The following is a 17,603-nucleotide window of genomic DNA, read 5'->3' on the forward strand; positions in this document are numbered from 1 at the left end:
CGCGCACAGGGACTCAACAACCTGAATCAAGGCTTGGATATTAACAGGCCGGGGGGCTTGGGCTCCAGTTCAAAGCCATCAAGCGCTTGCAGCGCATTGATCAGAAAGTCGAGAAAGGCTTTGACCTTCATCGCCTGAAAACGCCGCGACGGATACACCGCATACAACTCACCCACGGGCAATTCCGCTTCCGGCAACACCTCAACCAGGCGCCCTTCGGCGACTGCCTGCGCGCAGATCATGTCCGGTAAACCGGCAATCCCGGCACCGGCAAGCACGGCCTCGCGGGCGAAGGTGATGTTGTTGCAGGTCATCACGCTGTGGCAGGCAATGCTTTGCCCCAGCAGCGGCCAGTAGCGCGGTGAGTCATGACCGAGCACGATGGCCCGGTGCGACGCCAAATCACTCACCGTTTGCGGCACACCATGAATGGCCAAATATTCGGGACTGGCGCACAGGCTTCTCGGCGTTTCCAGCAGCTTGCGGGCAATCAGGGTCGAGTCTTGCGGCTGACCGACCAGCAAGGCGATATCGACGCCCTCCTCGACCGGATCGACATAACGCGCAGTCAACTCCACTTCGGCGGTGATCTGCGGGTACTGGCGCATGAATGCACCAATCGCATGCGCCAGAAACAGTTGTCCGAACTCTATCGGCGATGAAATGCGCAGCAAACCGGAAGGCTCGCGCTGCAACTGCATGACCGCCTGCTCAGCCTCAGCGAAATCAAACATGATCTGCCGGCAACGGTCGTAATAAGCTTGGCCCACCTCGGTGAGACGCAATTTACGCGTGGTCCGGTTGAGCAGACGCACGCCCAACCGGTCCTCTAGCAACGCCAGACGCCGACTGACTGTCGACTTCTGCATGCCCAACCCTTTCGCGGCCAGGGTAAAACTGTGGCACTCCACAACGCGCGTGAAGATCAGAGCATCATCGAGCCCCATTATTGTTCCCCATAAGCAACAAAGTTTCTGAATTCTACCCGCTACAGCTTCTTAAGGAACACTGTTAGATTCTAAGAACTAATACCTATAACTTGAGTTTGTTCATGCCTGCCCAGCTAAAACGTCGCTTATCCCTGTTTGTATTGTTGGTTGCCCTGATAGCTGCGGCGCTTCTGGCTCACTGGTTGCTGATTGGTCGATACGTCGAGTCAACTGACAACGCATATGTACAAGGTGAAATCACCCGCGTCTCCAGCCAGCTCAACGCACGCATTGATCAAGTACTGGTAAAAGACAATCAGCACGTCGAAAAAGGCCAACTACTGGCCGAGCTTGATTCCAGCGATTTCGAACTTGCCCTCACCCGCGCCCGCGCCGCCCTTGCAACCCGCGAAGCACAATTGGCGCAAACCCAGAGCACACTCAGCCAGCAGTCGAGCATGATCGCTGCCAGCGCTGCCGAGGTGGCCTCGACGCAAGCCTCGCTGAGCCGCGCCAAAGTCGACTTGTCCCGCGCCAAAACCTTGCGCAAGCCTGGTTATGTTTCTGAGGAACGGGTCACCACACTCGACGCCGACCAGCGCATTGCCAGCTCACAAGTCACCAAGGCCCAGGCAGACCTGCAAGCCCAGCGCCAGCAGGTGAATACCCTGCAAGCCGAGATCAAGAGCCTCAACGCACAAATCTCCAGCGCCCGCGCCGACATCGCAAAAGCCGAACTCGACCTCAAACGCACTAAGATCTACGCCCCCATCAGCGGCTTTATCGGCCAGCGGGCAGCGCGCAACGGCCAATACACTCAAGTGGGCGGCTATCTGCTGTCGATCGTCCCGGATCTCGACATCTGGGTGCAGGCCAACTTCAAGGAAACCCAGATTGGTCACATGCAGGTTGGCCAGCAGGCCGAACTGGTGTTCGACAGTTTCCCCGATACGCCGATCGAAGCCACGGTACAAAGCCTGTTTGCCGCTTCCGGCGCTCAGTTCAGCCTGTTACCGCCAGACAACGCCACCGGTAACTTCACCAAGGTTGTGCAGCGCATTCCGGTAAAGCTGACGTTCGCTGCACACAATCCGCTGCAAGGCAAAATCCGCCCCGGCATGTCCGTTGAAGTCAAAGTAGACATCAAGGCAGACGTGCAACATGGCGGGTGATCAGCTGGTTCGCCCTACCGGCGAGCCGAGCAGGCGTGACTGGATTGCGGTAATGAGTGTGATGCTCGGCGCGTTTATGGCGGTGCTGGACATTCAGATTACCAACTCCTCGCTCAAAGACATTCAGGGCGCACTGGCAGCCACGCTGGAAGAAGGCTCGTGGATTTCCACCTCGTATCTGGTGGCCGAGATCATCATGATCCCGCTCACGGCCTGGCTGATGCAATTGCTCTCGGCGCGGCGTCTGGCCATCTGGGTGTCAATCGGCTTCCTGTTCTCGTCCCTGCTTTGCTCGATGGCGTGGAACCTCGAAAGCATGATCGTGTTCCGCGCCATGCAGGGGTTTACCGGCGGCGCGCTGATCCCGCTCGCCTTCACCATGACCCTGATCAAACTACCGGAACATCACCGCGCCAAAGGCATGGCGCTGTTTGCCATGACCGCGACCTTTGCGCCCTCCATCGGGCCGACACTCGGCGGCTGGCTGACCGAGAACTTCGGCTGGGAATACATCTTCTACATCAACGTGCCGCCTGGCCTGTTGATGATTGCAGGCTTGATGTACGGCCTGGAAAAGAAAGCGCCGCATTGGGAACTGCTGAAAAGCACCGATTATGCCGGCATCGTCACCATGGCCATCGGGCTCGGTTGTTTGCAGGTATTCCTTGAAGAAGGTCACCGCAAAGACTGGCTGGAATCCAGCTTGATTGCAGGTTTGGGCGCTACCGCCAGCATCAGCCTGATCGCGTTTGTAATTTTGCAGTTCTCCAAGCCCAACCCGCTGATCAACCTGCGTGTGCTCGGTGAGCGCAATTTTGGCCTCACCAGCATCTCCAGCGTCGGCCTCGGTATGGGCCTGTATGGCTCGATCTACGTTTTGCCGCTGTATCTGGCGCAGATACAGAACTACAACGCGCTGCAAATTGGCGAAGTGATCATGTGGATGGGTATTCCCCAGCTGTTCCTGATTCCGCTAATTCCCAAACTGATGAAGTTCATCACCCCGAAAATCCTCTGCGCTCTGGGCTTTGGCCTGTTCGGCGCGGCGAGCTTTTTTTCCGGCACACTCAATCCGGATTTCGCCGGCGAGCAGTTCAACCACATCCAACTGGTCCGCGCCCTTGGCCAACCGATGGTGATGGTCACGGTATCGCTGATTGCCACCGCCTATATTCGCGCCGAAGATGCCGGCTCGGCCTCAAGTCTGTTCAACATTCTGCGCAACCTCGGTGGTGCAATCGGCATTGCCCTGCTCGCCACGCTGCTCGACAGCCGCGCGAAAGTCTATTTCGACTACTTGCGTGAAGCACTGGTGCCGACCAACCCGCAAGTGGCCGAGCGCATTGCGATGCTCACCAGCAAGCTGGGCAGCGAACAGGCCGCCTTGGCGCAGATCAGCCAGATCACCCACCAGCAAGCCGCGATAATGGCCTACAATGACGCCTTCCATTGGATTGGTATTGCCCTGTGCGTCAGCATGACCGCGGTGCTGCTGACCAAAAGCCTGCCCAAAGCCGCCACCAATTCAACGGCAGCCGCCGCCCACTGACGGCGCAGGCCCGGAGCTACTTTTAACCAGCGCGCCCACTTGGGCGCGCGCTTGTTTTAGGTCAATCATGCCCACTGCAACTCCCCGCGCGCGCAGCCTGCTGCTGATCGGCGCGTTCGCCGTCATTTATCTGGGCTGGGGTACAACCTACCTGGCCAATCATTTCCTGCTCAAAGAACTGCCGCCATTCGTGTTGGGTTGCCTGCGTTTTACGCTGGCAGGCAGCCTGGCGTTTATCTGGGTCGTTCTCAGCGGCCAATTGCAGCTGCAACGCAGCGATCTCGGCGGGGTCTTCATCGGCGGTCTGGCGCTGATTGCAGTCGGTCAGGGCGCATTGATTTACGCCAACCAGTTCTTGCCGACCGGCATGGTGGCGATGCTCTACACCACCTTGCCGCTTTGGAGTGTGGCGCTGGAATGGGTACTCGGAGAGCGCCCGCCAGTCTGGGTACTGTTCGGGTTGGCCATTGCGTGCACCGGCATTGTGTTGCTGATGAGCAATGGTCTTGAGACCAGCGCATCGGGGCCGCAGTTGTTTGCCGGTCTGGTTGTCGTCAGCGCCACGCTGATCTGGGCATGCGGCGTGTGGATGTTGCGCAAAAGACCGGCGTTTCGCTCCAGCTGGCTCGGCTTGAGCCTGCAAATGCTGGTGGGTGCGGTGCTGCTAGGCTTGTTTGGCGTGCTGCATGGCGACTGGCAACACCTCGATTTGGCCGGGTTGAGCCAACAGTCATGGTTGTGGATGGCGTATCTGGTGCTGCCGGTCAGCCTGGGCGTTTATCCTGCCTACTTCTGGCTGCTGCGCGAAGTACGCCCGAGCCTGGTATCGACCTTTGCCTTCATCAATCCGGTAGTGGCGCTGTTGCTTGGCTATCTGCTGCTGGGCGAGCAACTCAGCGCACTGGCCATGCTCGCTTGCGTCATCACGTTGGGCGGGGTGATGCTGATCATTCTCGGCAGGCGCTGACAGCCGCAGCGCATAGCGGCTGTCAGGCGAGACAGAGGCGTCACTTTTACCAGTGACGCTGACGCATGCGACTGTCTCCGCGAAAGCCGAACAGCCAGCCAATGGCGCGCAACAGGCCCTCTATCAGCCAAGCCAGCAACAGGGCGCAAGCAATGCCCCAGGCAATAGCTTCGGGGGCCAGAAGCACCTGATAACGATATGCCGCGTAGGTTTCATTGAGCAGCGCCGGATCGGCGCGTGTCAGCAAGTGCCAGGCTTGGGCGTACCACGGACCCTGCATGGCCTTGGCCTCGGCCTCTAGCAGGCCGGCGCGCGAGACCAGCGTACTGACGCTTTGCGCATCATTGCGCATAACCGGGTCTTTACTCTCGCGGTAGTAAGCGATGAGCTTGTTCAGATCGCCGCCGAAAAACCGGCTGGCAGTGGCGCGAAAACCCTGAATACTTTGCGTGGATTCGGTCAGGTGCGCATCGACACGCTTACTGTAGTCCGCCATAAAACCCGGGATCTGCACCCCAACCAACAACCCCAGAGCGAATAATGCCAAGCGCAGATAGCTCATCAACATGCACGTCCCCCTGTCCTGTTATCCACGAGCGTCTTTACCCACAATGGGCCTGTCGTTCTAGGCGCTCAGCCCCTGAGCAATACACTCACCGCCGCGCCACAGTCGCCATTCACCTGGCTGATAAACCTGCCAACGTTCGTTATCGGTCAAGGCCTCGGTTGCCAGCACGGTGACCACATCATCCGGCGTGGTTTCCGCCTGAAAATCCACCTGCAAGTCCGCATCACGCAAGTGTGCAGGACCAAATGGCGCCCGCCGCGTTATGTGCGCAAGCTTGGTCGAGCAGAAGCTGAACAGCACATCGCCATCGCTGAGCAGACAGTTGAACACACCTAGACGACGATATTCCACACAGGCCTCAACCAGCACCGGCAACAGTGTTTCAAGGCTAGTGGGCCCCGTACATTGCGAGCGTAGACGATTTAACAGGTCACAGAACGCCGCTTCACTGTCGGTGTCTCCCACCGGGCAATAAAACGAGGGTTCAGGATTGAAATTAGCGAGCTGACCATTGTGCGCAAAGCACCAGTTGCGCCCCCACATTTCACGCACAAACGGATGCGTATTGGCCAGGCACACCTTGCCGACATTGGCCTGACGGATATGTCCGATTACCACTTCACTCTTGATCGGATAGCGCTGAACCAACTGCGCCACCTCGGACTCACTGCTCGCACGCGGGTCTTGAAAAAGGCGCAGGCCGCGCCCCTCATAAAAACCGATGCCCCAGCCATCGCGGTGCGGTCCGGTGCAACCGCCACGCTGCATCAGCCCGGTAAAGCTGAAGACGATATCGGTGGGTACATTGGCACTCATGCCCAAAAGCTCACACATGGCTAATTTCCTTGCGCCAGGCATCACAAAGTCGTGGCGTGACAAACACTTCGGCGGATAAAAACCGAGCGCTAATCAAAGCATAAAAGTAGATACAACCTACAGACCAGCGGCCAAGCCGCCAAAAGGATGCAGCCGGCCAGTTGCCGGCTGCGACTTAGAGACGCGGCTCGATGCGCCCGCCAGTATTCGCGGCCTGCGGTCGTCCTTCAGCCATGATTTCACGCAGTGTGGGGGCGTCTTCATCAGCCTCTTCGACCGGATTGGCAGGCTGCTGCCGGTTGCGCCACCAGCGCTCGATGGGCCAGCGCACAGCAACGAAAACCAGGTAAACCGCGAGTGCAATCATGCCGTAGAGCGCGAGGTCCGCCACCGCACGCCAGGCGTTGTTGCCCACATTGAACAGCATATCCAGCGCGATAACCGCGATAGCAGGTGCAAACAACTCACGGGCCGGATCAACAATAGTCGGGCTGAGCAACAGCACCGCCATCACCACACGCAATGGTTCGCGCACATAACGCCACATCCAGCCAGTCATGCGCAGCCAGACCAACAGGCAGCCCAGCGCAGCAATTGCGTAGGCGGCCCAGGCGAGCAGGTTGTCGTTCTCAATCATAATGCTGCGGTTTCCTGACATGGCGAGGGTCACTAATAGCGGCTTATGATAGCGACTTTTAATCGATCCGGCGCGCCTGCTGTTGATCAACCCTGAATCTGGAGCCGTACTATGCTGCCCGCACCCATCGCAAAATCCAATCAAGGGGCTGATCCTTACAGCTGGCTGGAGAACCGCGACAGCCCCGAAGTACTTGACTATCTCAAGGCAGAGAACGCCTACCTTGAAGCCCAGTTGGCGGAGCAGCGCGAGTTGCGCGACAACCTGTTCGAAGAGATTAAGGGACGTATCCGCGAAACCGATTTATCGCTGCCCTCGCCTTGGGGTCCGTATCTCTACTATCAACGCACCACTGCAGGCGATGAATACCCGCGCCATTACCGCTGCAAGCGCCCGGCCGACGACTCACTGCAAGTCGACAGTGCCTCGGAACAACTGCTGCTGGACCCTAATGAGTTAGCCGACGGCGGCTTTTTGTCGCTGGGCGCGTTCAGCATCAGCCCGGATCATCAGCGCCTCGCGTACAGCCTCGACACCAGTGGCGAGGAAACTTATCAGCTGCGGGTCAAGCAACTCGACAGCGGCGACACCCTCGAGCTGCCGTTCGAACAATGCGATGGAAGCATGACGTGGGCCAATGACAGCCAGACCCTGTTCTTCGCCACCCTTGATGAAACCCACCGCCCGCACCAGCTACACCGCCACAGACTCGGCGAGACTGGCAGCGACTTGGTAATCGACGAGCCGGATGGGCGCTTCTTTGTCAGTTGCTACCGCAGCAGTTCCGAGCGCCAGTTATTGCTGATGCTCGGCAGCAAAACCACCACCGAAGTCTGGACGCTCGACGCGCAAACACCTGAGCAGCCATTCAACTGCGTGGCCCCGCGCGAGGAAGACCACGAATACGAGGTGGATCATGGCCAGCTCAACGGCCAATGGTGCTGGTTTATCCGCAGCAACCAGAGCGGCATCAACTTCGCCCTTTACACCGCCGCCGAACACTCGCCTCAGCGCCAGCACTGGCAAACAGTCATCGAGCACAACCCGCAAGTCATGCTGGAAGGCGTAAGCCTTAACCACGCGGCGTTTGTTCTGAGCCTGCGTGAAGCCGGGCTGCCGGTAGTCGAAGTGCATCCGCAGGAATTGCCCGAGTACCGTATCCAGCTGCCAGATGCGGCGTATAACCTTTATGTGCAGGACACGCTGGAGTTTGCCAGCAGCACCATTCGCCTGCGCTACGAGGCACTCAATCGCCCGGCACAAATCCGCCAACTGACGCTGACAAACGGCGCACAGCAGGTGCTCAAAGAGACGCCCGTCGAAGGCCCATTCGATGCCGATGCCTATGTCAGCCAGCGCATCAGGGCCACCGCTGCCGACGGCACTCAAGTGCCCATCAGCCTGGTCGCCAAACGCGAAGTTCTCGGCCAGCCTGCACCGTTGTATCTATACGGCTATGGCGCTTACGGTGAATGCCTCGATCCGTGGTTCTCGCACGCACGTCTGAGCCTGCTTGATCGAGGTTTCGTCTTCGCCATCGCCCACGTGCGCGGCGGCGGCGAATTGGGCGAAGCGTGGTATCGGGCAGGCAAGCTGGAACACAAACAAAACAGCTTCAGTGACTTTATCGCTTGCGCCGAGCACCTGATTGCCGAGGGCTACACCAGCAGCCAGCAGCTGGTTATCAGTGGCGGCAGCGCCGGCGGCTTGTTGATGGGCGCCGTGCTGAATCAGCGACCTGAATTGTTTGCGGCAGCCATTGCCGAAGTGCCTTTTGTCGATGTGCTCAACACCATGCTCAACCCGGAGCTGCCGCTCACGGTTACCGAGTACGACGAATGGGGCGACCCGAATCAGCCCGAGGTATACGCGCGCATCAAAAGCTACGCGCCATATGAAAACGTCAGCGCCCAGCCCTACCCCGCCATGCTGGTGGTCGCCGGCTACAACGACAGTCGGGTGCAATATTGGGAGGCCGCCAAGTGGGTCGCACGCCTGCGTGTGCGCAAGACCGAGGATAACCTGTTGCTGCTGAAAACCGATCTGGATGCCGGGCATGGCGGCATGAGCGGCCGGTATCAGGCGTTGAAAGATGTCGCGCTGGAATACGCGTTCATCCTCAAGGTGCTGGGTCTTTAGCCTTCTCACTGTTGCGCTGGCGCTGCTGCTCAAGCAATTGCAGGTCTTTATCCGGCGGCGCCAGGCTGTCGACAGGCCGGCGCAGTGGCGTCTGCGCTGCTGGCTTATCGGTTAGCGACGGGCTGATCAGCGGGGGATTGTTCGGCGCAGTCGAAGGCATGCCGCGTGGCGTGACCGGTGTATAGGGTTTCGGGTTGGCCGTACCGGCGCCGCCACTGCCGCCGGAGACCGAAGGCATTGGATAAGTCTGCGCAACAACACCTGCACTCGCCCCCAATAACGCAAAGGTGCACAACATCGAGGCTAGGGCTTTCACGGCAGTACTCCCAAGGCTTAAGCCAAAATTGACAGGTACATTGCAGTTTAGGCCCAAGCCGCTAAAAAGCCGCAATACAGTTGTTCTCCCGGCGCCAAGGGCGGACTAAACTAAGCCCATATACGCACCGCCACGGACAGACTAATGAGCACCGACAACCCCACCGCCAAGCTAGACCGCATCCTCGCCGACGCCCAGCGCAGCCGCGAAGCCGGTTACCGCGACAAGGCCCTGAAGATGTATCCGCACGTGTGCGGGCGCTGTGCCCGGGAGTTCTCCGGCAAGCGCCTGAGCGAGCTGACCGTTCATCACCGCGACCACAACCATGACAACAACCCGCAAGACGGCTCCAACTGGGAACTGTTGTGCCTGTTCTGCCATGACAACGAGCACTCGCGCTATACCGACCAGCAATACTTCAGTGAAACCACCGCAGGCAGCTCCGGCCCGAAAGTGACCCACAAAGCCTTTGCCGACCTGGCTGCATTGCTGAAAAGCAAAGAGTAAGCCCAAAGCGTTGTCAGGCCGTATAATTGCGCCCTTTGCATTCAAAGGGCACTTTCGGTGGCAAACAAACGATTCAGCTGCATCGGCCTGTACAACCCCAAGTCGCCAGAAAATGTCGGCGCGGTGATGCGTGCAGCTGGCTGCTATGGCGTCAGCAGCGTGTTTTATACCGGCGTGCGCTATGACCGCGCGCAGAGTTTTATCACTGACACCAAACGCGTCCATCTCGACATCCCGCTGATCGGCATTGATGACCTGAAGAAGATCGTCCCTTTAGGCTGCACGCCGGTGGCTGTTGAACTGGTCGAAGGCGCGCAGGCACTGCCGACCTACACCCACCCGGATCGGGCGATTTATATCTTCGGGCCAGAAGATGGTTCGCTGAATCAGGAGATTCGTGATTGGTGTGAGGATGTTATCTACATCCCGACCGAGGGCTGCATGAACCTCGCGGCGACGGTGAATGTGGTGCTGTATGACCGGATGGCTAAAGGGTTGAATACCAAGTCGGGGCCGCTTTATTACTGAGGATTGGATGGGGGTTTGATAGGCGGTCTGGCGGCCGGATGGGTTCGCTTGGCGGCTTCCGACATGGCGGTCTAACGGGTTCACTGTGCGCCTAATTTTCGAATGGTGGGGGGCCGGAGGTTGGAATCCGCACCGCGGCTTCCGACATGGCGGTCTATCTGATTCACTCGGCGGCATCGGCGCATGCGAAATTGCATGACGGATTGCGTTGCTTCGCGCCGCTATCCATCCTCCGGGTGTTTGAGATGCGCGCCGAATTTTCGATGGGCGGAGGTTGGAATCCGCGTCGCGGCTTCCGACATGACGATCTATCTGATTCACTCGGCAGCGTCGGCGCCCGCGAAATCGCTCGACGGATTGCGTTGCTTCGCGCCGCTATCCATCCTCCATTCGTTCGAGATATGCGCCGAATTTTCGAATGGTGGGCTACCGGAGGTTGGAATCCGCGTCGCGGCTTCCGACATGACGATCTATCTGATTCACTCGGCTGCATCGGCGCCTGTGCGATCGCCCGACGGATTGCGTTGCTGCGCGCCGCTATTCATCCTCCGGGTGTTTTGCCTTTGGGGGCTTCTCGGTTTTTTGAACGCTGGCGCTAAGCTGGGATTGTTGTATTTCTTTCGTCAGCTTTTCGCCTTTACGGCGAGTGACTTTCTCTTTGTTTGCGCAAAGAGAAGAGTAACCAAAGAGAAAGCGCACCCGGCATACGGGTTTTGCTGAGCAAAACTTCCCTCGTTCCGGCGCCGCTCCGTTGGTCGCCACCAAGGGACGTCCCTGTCCCTTGATGGCTCATTTGGCGTCCTTGCCAAATGCCCAACTCCACACCGCCTCCACTCAGCCTTCTGACGGGACCGGGCGACCGAGTTGTTTGTGCCGAATGCGCTGTGCAGGGGTTGAAGCAAAGCTGTGTTTACAGCCTCTAATGCGATATTTCAGACACCGCCAACGCCCCTTTCCAGCAGGCCAAATGCAATCGTTGTGCAGTGGGTCGAGCAGCATGGATGCTGCGAGAGTCGCGCTGGGCCAAGGACGGCCCATCGCGGCGTGCCCACGGAGCAACGATGGAATGCGGGAAGCCGAGCGCAGCGAGGCCCAATGGAGGGGCATAGACTTTTGGGTTACTTATGGGACGCGCGTAGCAGGCGACTGCCAAAAGTAACTCGCCGTAAGGGCGAAAAGGTGACCAGAGAACACCCAAAAATCAGGCTTAGCGCCAGCGTTAGACAACCGATTCAACGCAAGACCCGAACAAATGGAGGATGGATAGCGGCGCGCAGCAACGCAATCCGTCGGGCAATTTCACAGGCGCCGATGCAGCCGAGTGAACCCGACGAATCGCCATGTCGGAAGCCGCGACGCGGATTCCAACCTCCGGCAGACCCCCATTCGAAAATTAGACGCACATCTCAAACGTGCGGAGGATGGATAGCGGCGCGCAGCAACGCAATCCGTCGGGCGATTTCACAGGCGCAAATGCCCTCGAGTGAACCCGCCGGAATAACCATGTCGGAAGCCGCAAGCGGATTCCAACCCCCAACACAAATCCACAAAAAAAGGCCGTCTCGCGGCAGCCTTTGTCCCGTCATCAACGGTTATTTGAGCAGCTTGGTGTCCAGCACGTCTGACGGCTTGCCCATTACGCTCTCGCTGATATCAATCAGGTCTTTGGTGGTGACCTTGTCCAGTCGCATCAGGCCGCGTGCGACGTCATCAAGCGAGCGGCCATTGGCGTCCTTGGTGGCTTTGCGGATTTCGCGGTCCAGCTCCTGGAACAGCAACACCGCCCGCGCGGTTACCGGGCCGGTCGAGTTTTCGGTGCGCAGGCTTTTCACCGGACGGCTCCAGTCAATCAGCTTCTTGCGCACGATCTGGTAGCGATCTTCGCTCATGCCGCCGGCACGGCGCATCAACTCGATGGCGTAATACTCGGCCAGGCCTTCGCTGATCCAGTCGCTCTTGTCGGCGTCGTTGATGCGGCTGAATACATGCACCAACTCATGCACCAATGAACTGGTGCCGTTCTCGCTGACCAGCGGACGGTCGGCGTGCATGAAGTACGAGTTGGACGCCGACAGGCCACCGCGCCACATCGGATCACCCGCCCCTACGATTAGCAACTTGGCGGGGTCACGGGGGAATACCGACTGCATTTCCGGCCAGATGAACGTCAGCAACGTCAGCACGTCCATGCGATGCATGCCTTCGTCTTTTGGCGCTGCCACGGTTACATCGGTCAGGCCCAACTGCGCGCGGCGCGAGCCGATTTTACCGGCCAGCATCCAGCCCGTCGGGCGGTCGAATTTACGCAGTGGGTTATCAATGCGGAATTTGTTCTTGCCGATGCGCGGCCAGCCAGTTTCGACCGCAGGCCAGCCCTTGGGCAGATCAAACTGCAGGCGCGCTACCAGTTCGGTCTTGTCATGAATGCTCATTGCCGCGCTTGGCACCAGATTGTCGCCGCGAAACAGCGCCCAGTCCGGCGTCATACGGGCATCGAAGCGCTTGTTGTCACGCTCGTGGCTGATCTTTACCCGGTAGGTCAGCCTCGACTTGCCCTTGCCCGGCTTCCAGATCCCGCGCTCGGGGCTTTCCTGAGTCCACTCGCCATCGGCAGCTGTAAAGTCGCTGTAGGCACCGTTTTTACCGAGATTGAACGACAGGCTGTTGATCGGCTCGCCGTCCTCGAACGTCATGCTGACTTCGGCCTGATCGGTCTCCGGCAAGAAACTTACGTTGTAATCGAGATCAACTTTTTTAGCGGCCCAAAGTGGCGCGCTGATGCCCAGCAGTGCAACAGACAACAGAGTACGACGAATCGACATTGCAAGCAGCTCCAGAACAGACTGATCAGATATAGGTAGACCTGCAGCGCCCCGCACAGTTGCAACGTGCGGGCGCCGCAAAGCATTTAAACAGCGAGAAATGCGCCGGTATCAACCCGCGCGAAATATCAGGTGATCCTCCCAGTCATCCTCGGGCACGCTTTGCTCGCTCAGCATGCGCCCGGACTGGGAGATACGCTCGATGTGCACAGCCTCAGGATCACCGCAGACCAGATGATGCCAAAGCGGCAGATCCTTGCCTTCGCTGACCAGACGGTAACCACAGGTCGGCGGCAACCACTGAAACTGGTCGGCCTGAGCGGGGGTTAGCTGAATGCAATCCGGCACGAATTGGGTCCGGTTAGCATAGTCGGTACAGCGGCAGGTCTTGAGATCGAGCAGTTTGCAGGCGATGCGCGTGTAAAAAACACTGCCATCGTCTTCATCTTCAAGCTTTTGCAGGCAGCACAGGCCGCAACCATCGCACAGCGATTCCCACTCCTGCTGATCGAGCTGATCAAGCGTTTTGCGTTTCCAGAAGGGTTCGACTTTAGCTGCCATGGTGTTAACGACGCGAGTACTGAGAATGGGTCGGCAGTCTAGCGTGCCACCTCGATGCGGCCAAGATGGCGAAACCCGCTATGCGCAATAAAAGTATAGCGCCTGAGCCGAAAAGCTCCGTTTACGCCTGGCAGCACCTGAAAACCTAGTAACCGCGCGCGAAATCCACAGCGCCGTGAAGCCGCTCGCCGTTATTGAAACGCTGCAGGTTGTCGATGAACAACTGCGCCATCAGCGCTGGCTGAGTCGGTGCCGAGCTGTGGCCGGTGAGCAACAGATTGGGCGCGCCCCAAAACATATGCCCCGCCGGCAAGGGTTCCTGACGACAAACATCAATCACCGCCGACGCAATTTGCTGTTGTTGCAAGGCACTGACCAGATCCGCATCGACGACCGCCACGCCGCGCCCCGCATTGATAAAGACCGCACTCGCCTGCATCGCAGCGAATGCCTTTGCGTCGTAGATATTCTGTGTTGCGGGCGTGTCGGGCAGCAGGTTGACGACATAGTCGGCGCTGGCTAATTGCGCCGCCAGGGCGCCCATTGCCAACACTTTGGAAAATGGCGCTTGCTGGCGAGCCTGACTGGCAATGCCGGTCAACTCGACGGCAAACGGTTGCAGAAACTCTGCAACCGCCTGACCGATATCGCCACAGCCCACAATTAACACCTTGAGCCCGGCAAGACTGCGTGGCAGGCGGTTATCCCAGCGCTGTTCAGCTTGCGCCGCACGCCGGGCAAACAGGCTGCGCTCGTGCGCAAGCATATGCGCCAGCACATATTCGGCCATGACCTGACCAAAGATGCCGACCGCACGGCTTAGCTGGTAATCCTTGGGCAGATCTGCCGCCAGCAGCGGCGTGATGCCGGCCCAGGTAGATTGCAGCCATTGCGGCTTGTGCCCGCCACGCAACAGCGCGGCGAGTAAATCGGGCTGCCCGAGCCAAATATCACAACCGTCGGCCAATGCCAGCAGCGCGTTTACATCCGCCTCGGCGCGCACCTCGATGTGCCCGGTGGCAGGCGCCAGCAGCTCGGCGTAGCGCGTATGTTCGGCTTCGGCAATCAGCAGGCGCATGGGTTATACCGGATCGTTGCGACGCAGCAGTTCTTCGGGCAGGTGCTCGATGTAGTCGTCTTCCGGTGGCGGCATTTGCAGGTGATAACCCTGCTTGTCGAGATTGGCCAGCACCTCGTTGATGTCTTCACGGGCCAGCGCACGCTCGGGCGTAAGGACCATGCTGAAGGCTAGCGTCGGCGTACCAAAAGCGGCCATCAGGGTTTCAGGCACGCGCTTGAGCTCATCGCTTTTCAGCACATAAAGGTACATCTCGTTTTTACGCGAGCTTTTGTAGATCGAACAGATGCGTTTCACGCCGTTTCTCCAGCGGAGTTGTTGCTGATTTTATCGAGGCAATCGAGCAATGCCTGGCCCATTAACTCGCGGCGCCAGCCACGGAGCGAATCGGGCAATTGATACGGACCGTTGGGGTAGCCGGACTTGAGCAAGGCTTCGAGAATTTTCTTGCGCAGCATCAGTTCGGGGGCAATGTTCAGCCGCTCAGCTTCGCGCTGACCCACCACGCGCAGCTTCTTGAGAATGCCCGACGCTTCAATCGGCAAGGGTTCTGGCAGTGCCTCGGGCCAACTCGGCTCGGGTGTCGAGCCCGCTTCGCGAATCAGATTGAGAAGGAATTCGCCGTCCTGACGCACGGTTTTCGGGTGCATCTCTTCGATACGCGCCAACGTGACCAGATTATCCGGCTGCGTGCGGGCCAACGGCCATAAAGAATGCTCACGCAAAATACGATTGCGCGGCAGGTTACGCGCACGCGCCTCATGCTCGCGCCATGCACAGAGCTCGCGCAGCACGGCGAGTTGCTGGCGATTGAGTTTCCAGGCCAGTTTGGCGTCTTTATAAAGCTCGTCGGGCGCGACTTCGCGGCTCAGATTAGCCACCATCTCGGCGCCATCTTCCAGCACCCACTCGGCCTTGTCGGCCGGCAGGCGCGATTGCAGCTCTTTGTAAACATGCGCCAGATGCACCACATCTTCTGCGGCGTAGCTGATCTGGGTGTCAGACAGCGGCCTGCGCAGCCAGTCGGAGCGGGTCTCGCCTTTAGGCAATTCGATGTCCAGCAGCGTCTGCACCAGACGCGAATAACCCATCGAGAAACCGATATTCAGGTAACCGGCAGCAATCTGGGTGTCGAACAAGGGTACGGGGACGCTGCCGGTGAGACGCATGAAAACCTCAAGGTCTTCGCTGCACGCATGCAAAACCTTGGTCACTGCCGGATTTTCCAGCAGTGCGGCAAACGGCGACCAATCAGTGATCTGCAGCGGATCAATCAGATAAGCGTCCTTACCCTCGCTAACCTGGATGAGGCCGGCAATCGGGTAAAAGGTATCGACCCGCATAAACTCGGTGTCCAACGCCACAAAAGGCAAGCCCTGCCAGTGCGCGCAATGTTGCGCCAGACTTGCATCGTCCAGAATCCACTGAATATCAATCGCCACACGGCTCTCCCCATAAAGAATGCGACGCAGTATATATGCCCGCGCCCTCCGCGGGGCAGCAACTGCGGCAATGCGGCCACAAGCCTGCAAAATCAGTCGCCAGCGCCCGCAAACGACTCAAGCCTGAAAATGGCTACGGGCTATTCGACAGCATAGGCAATTCACCGCCGGCAACGCCGCGCGCTCATCGGCAACTGACCTATACGCCCTGAATACTGGCGCAGCACACCTAGCAATGGTTATCACAGCCGCGCATGGATTGTGTAACCTGCGAGCGGACCTCTGTCTTCACCACAAGGAATAACAACAATGAAAAAAGTGCTCGGCCTGCTGCTTCTGCTGATTGCCGCCGGTGCGATATTTCTCGTCATCACGCCAAGCCCGATTGATCCGCTGGCCTGGGATGCACCGACCGCACCGACACTCACCGGCGTGCTGGAACCGAATGACACGCTGATGAAGGCCGAACTCGTCGGCAAAGGCAAACTGCATGGCCCGGAAGACACAGCAGTAGATGCTCAGGGCCGCGTTTATGCAGGCCAGGCAGACGGCACGATTGTGCGCATCGACAGCAATGACAAGGTTGAGCTATTCGCCGACACCCAAGGCCGGCCATTGGGCATGGACTTCGATGCACAGGGCAACCTGATCGTCGCTGACGCCTATAAAGGCCTGTTATCGATTGATCCGCAGGGCGCGATCAAAGTGCTCACCACCGAAGCCGAAGGCCTGCCATTCGCCTTTACCGACGACCTCGACATTGCCAGCGACGGGACGATTTACTTCAGTGACGCCAGCTCACGATTTGAGCAACCCGATTACTTGCTCGACCTGCTGGAAGCCCGCCCGTGGGGCCGCCTGCTGAGCTACACGCCAAGCTCCGGCAAAACCCAGGTGCTGCTCAAAGACCTGTATTTTGCCAACGGCGTGGCCCTGTCGGCCAAAGAAGACTTCGTACTGGTAAACGAGACGTATCGTTACCGCATCACCCGCTATTGGCTCAAGGGCGACAAGGCCGGAGAGCACGAGGTGTTCATCGACAACCTGCCGGGGCTGCCGGACAACCTTGAGGGCGATCGCGCCGGAACGTTCTGGGTGGCGCTGCCCTCCCCGCGCAAATCCGACGCCGATTTTCTGCATCAGCACCCCTGGCTCAAAGCACAGATCGCCAAGTTGCCGCGCGCCATGTGGCCGAAAGCGACGCCTTACGGGCTGGCGATTGCGATTGACGAGCAAGGCCAGATTATTCAGAGCCTGCACGACACCAGCGGCAGCCACTTGCGCATGATCACCTCGGTAAAACCAGTGGGCGACTATCTGTATTTAGGCAGCCTGGAGAACGACCGCATCGGCAAACTGAAGATCCGCTAAGCCACGCCACCCAGCCCGTCGCACGCCCTGTGTGGCGGGCAGTTTTACTCAAGCAACACGCCTCACTTGCCATTCGGCAAGCTTCTCACGCACGCATTACCGCTCATCAGTCGCACCGCCGGTATCACCTGCAGATGCAGGGCCCGAGCAGCAATCGCGACTACGCTTAATCCTCTGTCCCCGGCACTTTTGCTCCCGGCG

At 58.8% G+C, this 17,603-nt stretch carries 18 protein-coding genes; 8 read left to right on the forward strand and 10 right to left on the reverse strand.

What is annotated here, in order from left to right; all coding sequences use genetic code 11:
* Positions 1-26 precede the first annotated feature (26 nt).
* The gene (locus PMYSY11_RS14280) at positions 27-947 is read right to left on the reverse strand and encodes a LysR family transcriptional regulator (protein ID WP_069899086.1); all 921 of its coding nucleotides are present in this window, start codon (positions 945-947) and stop codon (positions 27-29) included.
* 104 nt (positions 948-1,051) lie between these two features.
* Here PMYSY11_RS14280 and PMYSY11_RS14285 point away from each other — a divergent pair, with 104 nt between their 5' ends.
* The 3 genes from PMYSY11_RS14285 (at position 1,052) to PMYSY11_RS14295 (ending at position 4,617) form a co-directional block, all read left to right on the forward strand.
* Entirely contained in the window at positions 1,052-2,101 is a 1,050-nt protein-coding gene (locus tag PMYSY11_RS14285) for an HlyD family secretion protein (protein WP_069899088.1), read from the forward strand.
* Positions 2,091-3,650 (forward strand): DHA2 family efflux MFS transporter permease subunit, encoded by a 1,560-nt coding sequence (locus PMYSY11_RS14290; RefSeq protein ID WP_150549577.1) that lies wholly within the window; start codon positions 2,091-2,093, stop codon positions 3,648-3,650. The genes PMYSY11_RS14285 and PMYSY11_RS14290 overlap by 11 nt, the downstream gene beginning before the upstream one ends.
* Before the next feature lie 67 nt (positions 3,651-3,717).
* Positions 3,718-4,617, forward strand: a complete 900-nt coding sequence (locus tag PMYSY11_RS14295) for an EamA family transporter (RefSeq protein ID WP_150549578.1) — start codon at positions 3,718-3,720, stop codon at positions 4,615-4,617.
* A gap of 46 nt (positions 4,618-4,663) precedes the next feature.
* Here PMYSY11_RS14295 and PMYSY11_RS14300 read toward each other — a convergent pair whose 3' ends face one another.
* The 3 genes from PMYSY11_RS14300 to PMYSY11_RS14310 all read right to left on the reverse strand — a co-directional run bounded on the left by PMYSY11_RS14300 (position 4,664) and on the right by PMYSY11_RS14310 (position 6,638).
* Positions 4,664-5,185, reverse strand: coding sequence for a DUF2937 family protein (locus PMYSY11_RS14300; protein WP_150549579.1), 522 nt, complete (start codon positions 5,183-5,185; stop codon positions 4,664-4,666).
* A 57-nt stretch (positions 5,186-5,242) separates the two neighbouring features.
* Positions 5,243-6,019, reverse strand: a complete 777-nt coding sequence (locus PMYSY11_RS14305) for a class II glutamine amidotransferase (protein ID WP_069899096.1) — start codon at positions 6,017-6,019, stop codon at positions 5,243-5,245.
* A 157-nt stretch (positions 6,020-6,176) separates the two neighbouring features.
* Positions 6,177-6,638 carry an MFS transporter gene (locus PMYSY11_RS14310; RefSeq protein WP_178115980.1) on the reverse strand — a complete coding sequence of 154 codons (462 nt, stop codon included), beginning with the start codon at positions 6,636-6,638 and terminating at the stop codon, positions 6,177-6,179.
* 111 nt (positions 6,639-6,749) lie between these two features.
* Here PMYSY11_RS14310 and PMYSY11_RS14315 point away from each other — a divergent pair, with 111 nt between their 5' ends.
* On the forward strand, positions 6,750-8,777 hold the full coding sequence (locus tag PMYSY11_RS14315; protein ID WP_150549580.1) for a S9 family peptidase: 2,028 nt from the start codon (positions 6,750-6,752) through the stop codon (positions 8,775-8,777).
* On the opposite strand, the gene PMYSY11_RS14320 is transcribed toward PMYSY11_RS14315, so the two are convergent.
* Complete coding sequence (locus PMYSY11_RS14320) at positions 8,758-9,093, reverse strand: hypothetical protein (RefSeq protein ID WP_150549581.1); 336 nt, start codon at positions 9,091-9,093, stop codon at positions 8,758-8,760. The genes PMYSY11_RS14315 and PMYSY11_RS14320 overlap by 20 nt on opposite strands.
* A 144-nt stretch (positions 9,094-9,237) precedes the next feature.
* On the opposite strand from PMYSY11_RS14320, the gene PMYSY11_RS14325 reads away from it, so the two are divergent.
* From PMYSY11_RS14325 to PMYSY11_RS14335, 3 genes are all read left to right on the forward strand, one after another.
* Complete coding sequence (locus tag PMYSY11_RS14325; RefSeq protein ID WP_069899102.1) at positions 9,238-9,600, forward strand: YajD family HNH nuclease; 363 nt, start codon at positions 9,238-9,240, stop codon at positions 9,598-9,600.
* Positions 9,601-9,657: 57 nt separating this feature from the next.
* The gene (locus PMYSY11_RS14330) at positions 9,658-10,128 is read left to right on the forward strand and encodes an RNA methyltransferase (RefSeq protein WP_069899104.1); all 471 of its coding nucleotides are present in this window, start codon (positions 9,658-9,660) and stop codon (positions 10,126-10,128) included.
* A gap of 146 nt (positions 10,129-10,274) precedes the next feature.
* Entirely contained in the window at positions 10,275-10,727 is a 453-nt protein-coding gene (locus PMYSY11_RS14335; protein ID WP_150549582.1) for a hypothetical protein, read from the forward strand.
* A 993-nt stretch (positions 10,728-11,720) separates the two neighbouring features.
* Here PMYSY11_RS14335 and PMYSY11_RS14340 read toward each other — a convergent pair.
* The 5 genes from PMYSY11_RS14340 to rnd form a co-directional block, all read right to left on the reverse strand.
* Positions 11,721-12,950: a hypothetical protein gene (locus PMYSY11_RS14340; protein ID WP_150549583.1), complete on the reverse strand. Its 1,230-nt coding sequence runs from the start codon at positions 12,948-12,950 to the stop codon at positions 11,721-11,723.
* A gap of 111 nt (positions 12,951-13,061) precedes the next feature.
* A complete protein-coding gene (locus tag PMYSY11_RS14345; RefSeq protein WP_069899108.1) occupies positions 13,062-13,511 on the reverse strand; it encodes a YcgN family cysteine cluster protein in 450 nt (149 codons plus the stop codon).
* Between the two features lie 145 nt (positions 13,512-13,656).
* On the reverse strand, positions 13,657-14,589 hold the full coding sequence (locus PMYSY11_RS14350) for a D-2-hydroxyacid dehydrogenase (protein WP_150549584.1): 933 nt from the start codon (positions 14,587-14,589) through the stop codon (positions 13,657-13,659).
* 3 nt (positions 14,590-14,592) lie between these two features.
* Complete coding sequence (locus PMYSY11_RS14355; RefSeq protein ID WP_069899112.1) at positions 14,593-14,886, reverse strand: YcgL domain-containing protein; 294 nt, start codon at positions 14,884-14,886, stop codon at positions 14,593-14,595.
* Positions 14,883-16,031, reverse strand: coding sequence for a ribonuclease D (gene rnd, locus PMYSY11_RS14360; protein ID WP_150547230.1), 1,149 nt, complete (start codon positions 16,029-16,031; stop codon positions 14,883-14,885). Before rnd ends, PMYSY11_RS14355 begins: the two co-directional genes overlap by 4 nt.
* A 309-nt stretch (positions 16,032-16,340) precedes the next feature.
* Here rnd and PMYSY11_RS14365 point away from each other — a divergent pair, with 309 nt between their 5' ends.
* Entirely contained in the window at positions 16,341-17,402 is a 1,062-nt protein-coding gene (locus PMYSY11_RS14365) for an SMP-30/gluconolactonase/LRE family protein (protein WP_204881712.1), read from the forward strand.
* Positions 17,403-17,603 lie beyond the last annotated feature (201 nt).

This window comes from Pseudomonas marincola, assembly GCF_900682675.2.
Lineage (GTDB): Bacteria > Pseudomonadota > Gammaproteobacteria > Pseudomonadales > Pseudomonadaceae > Aquipseudomonas > Aquipseudomonas marincola.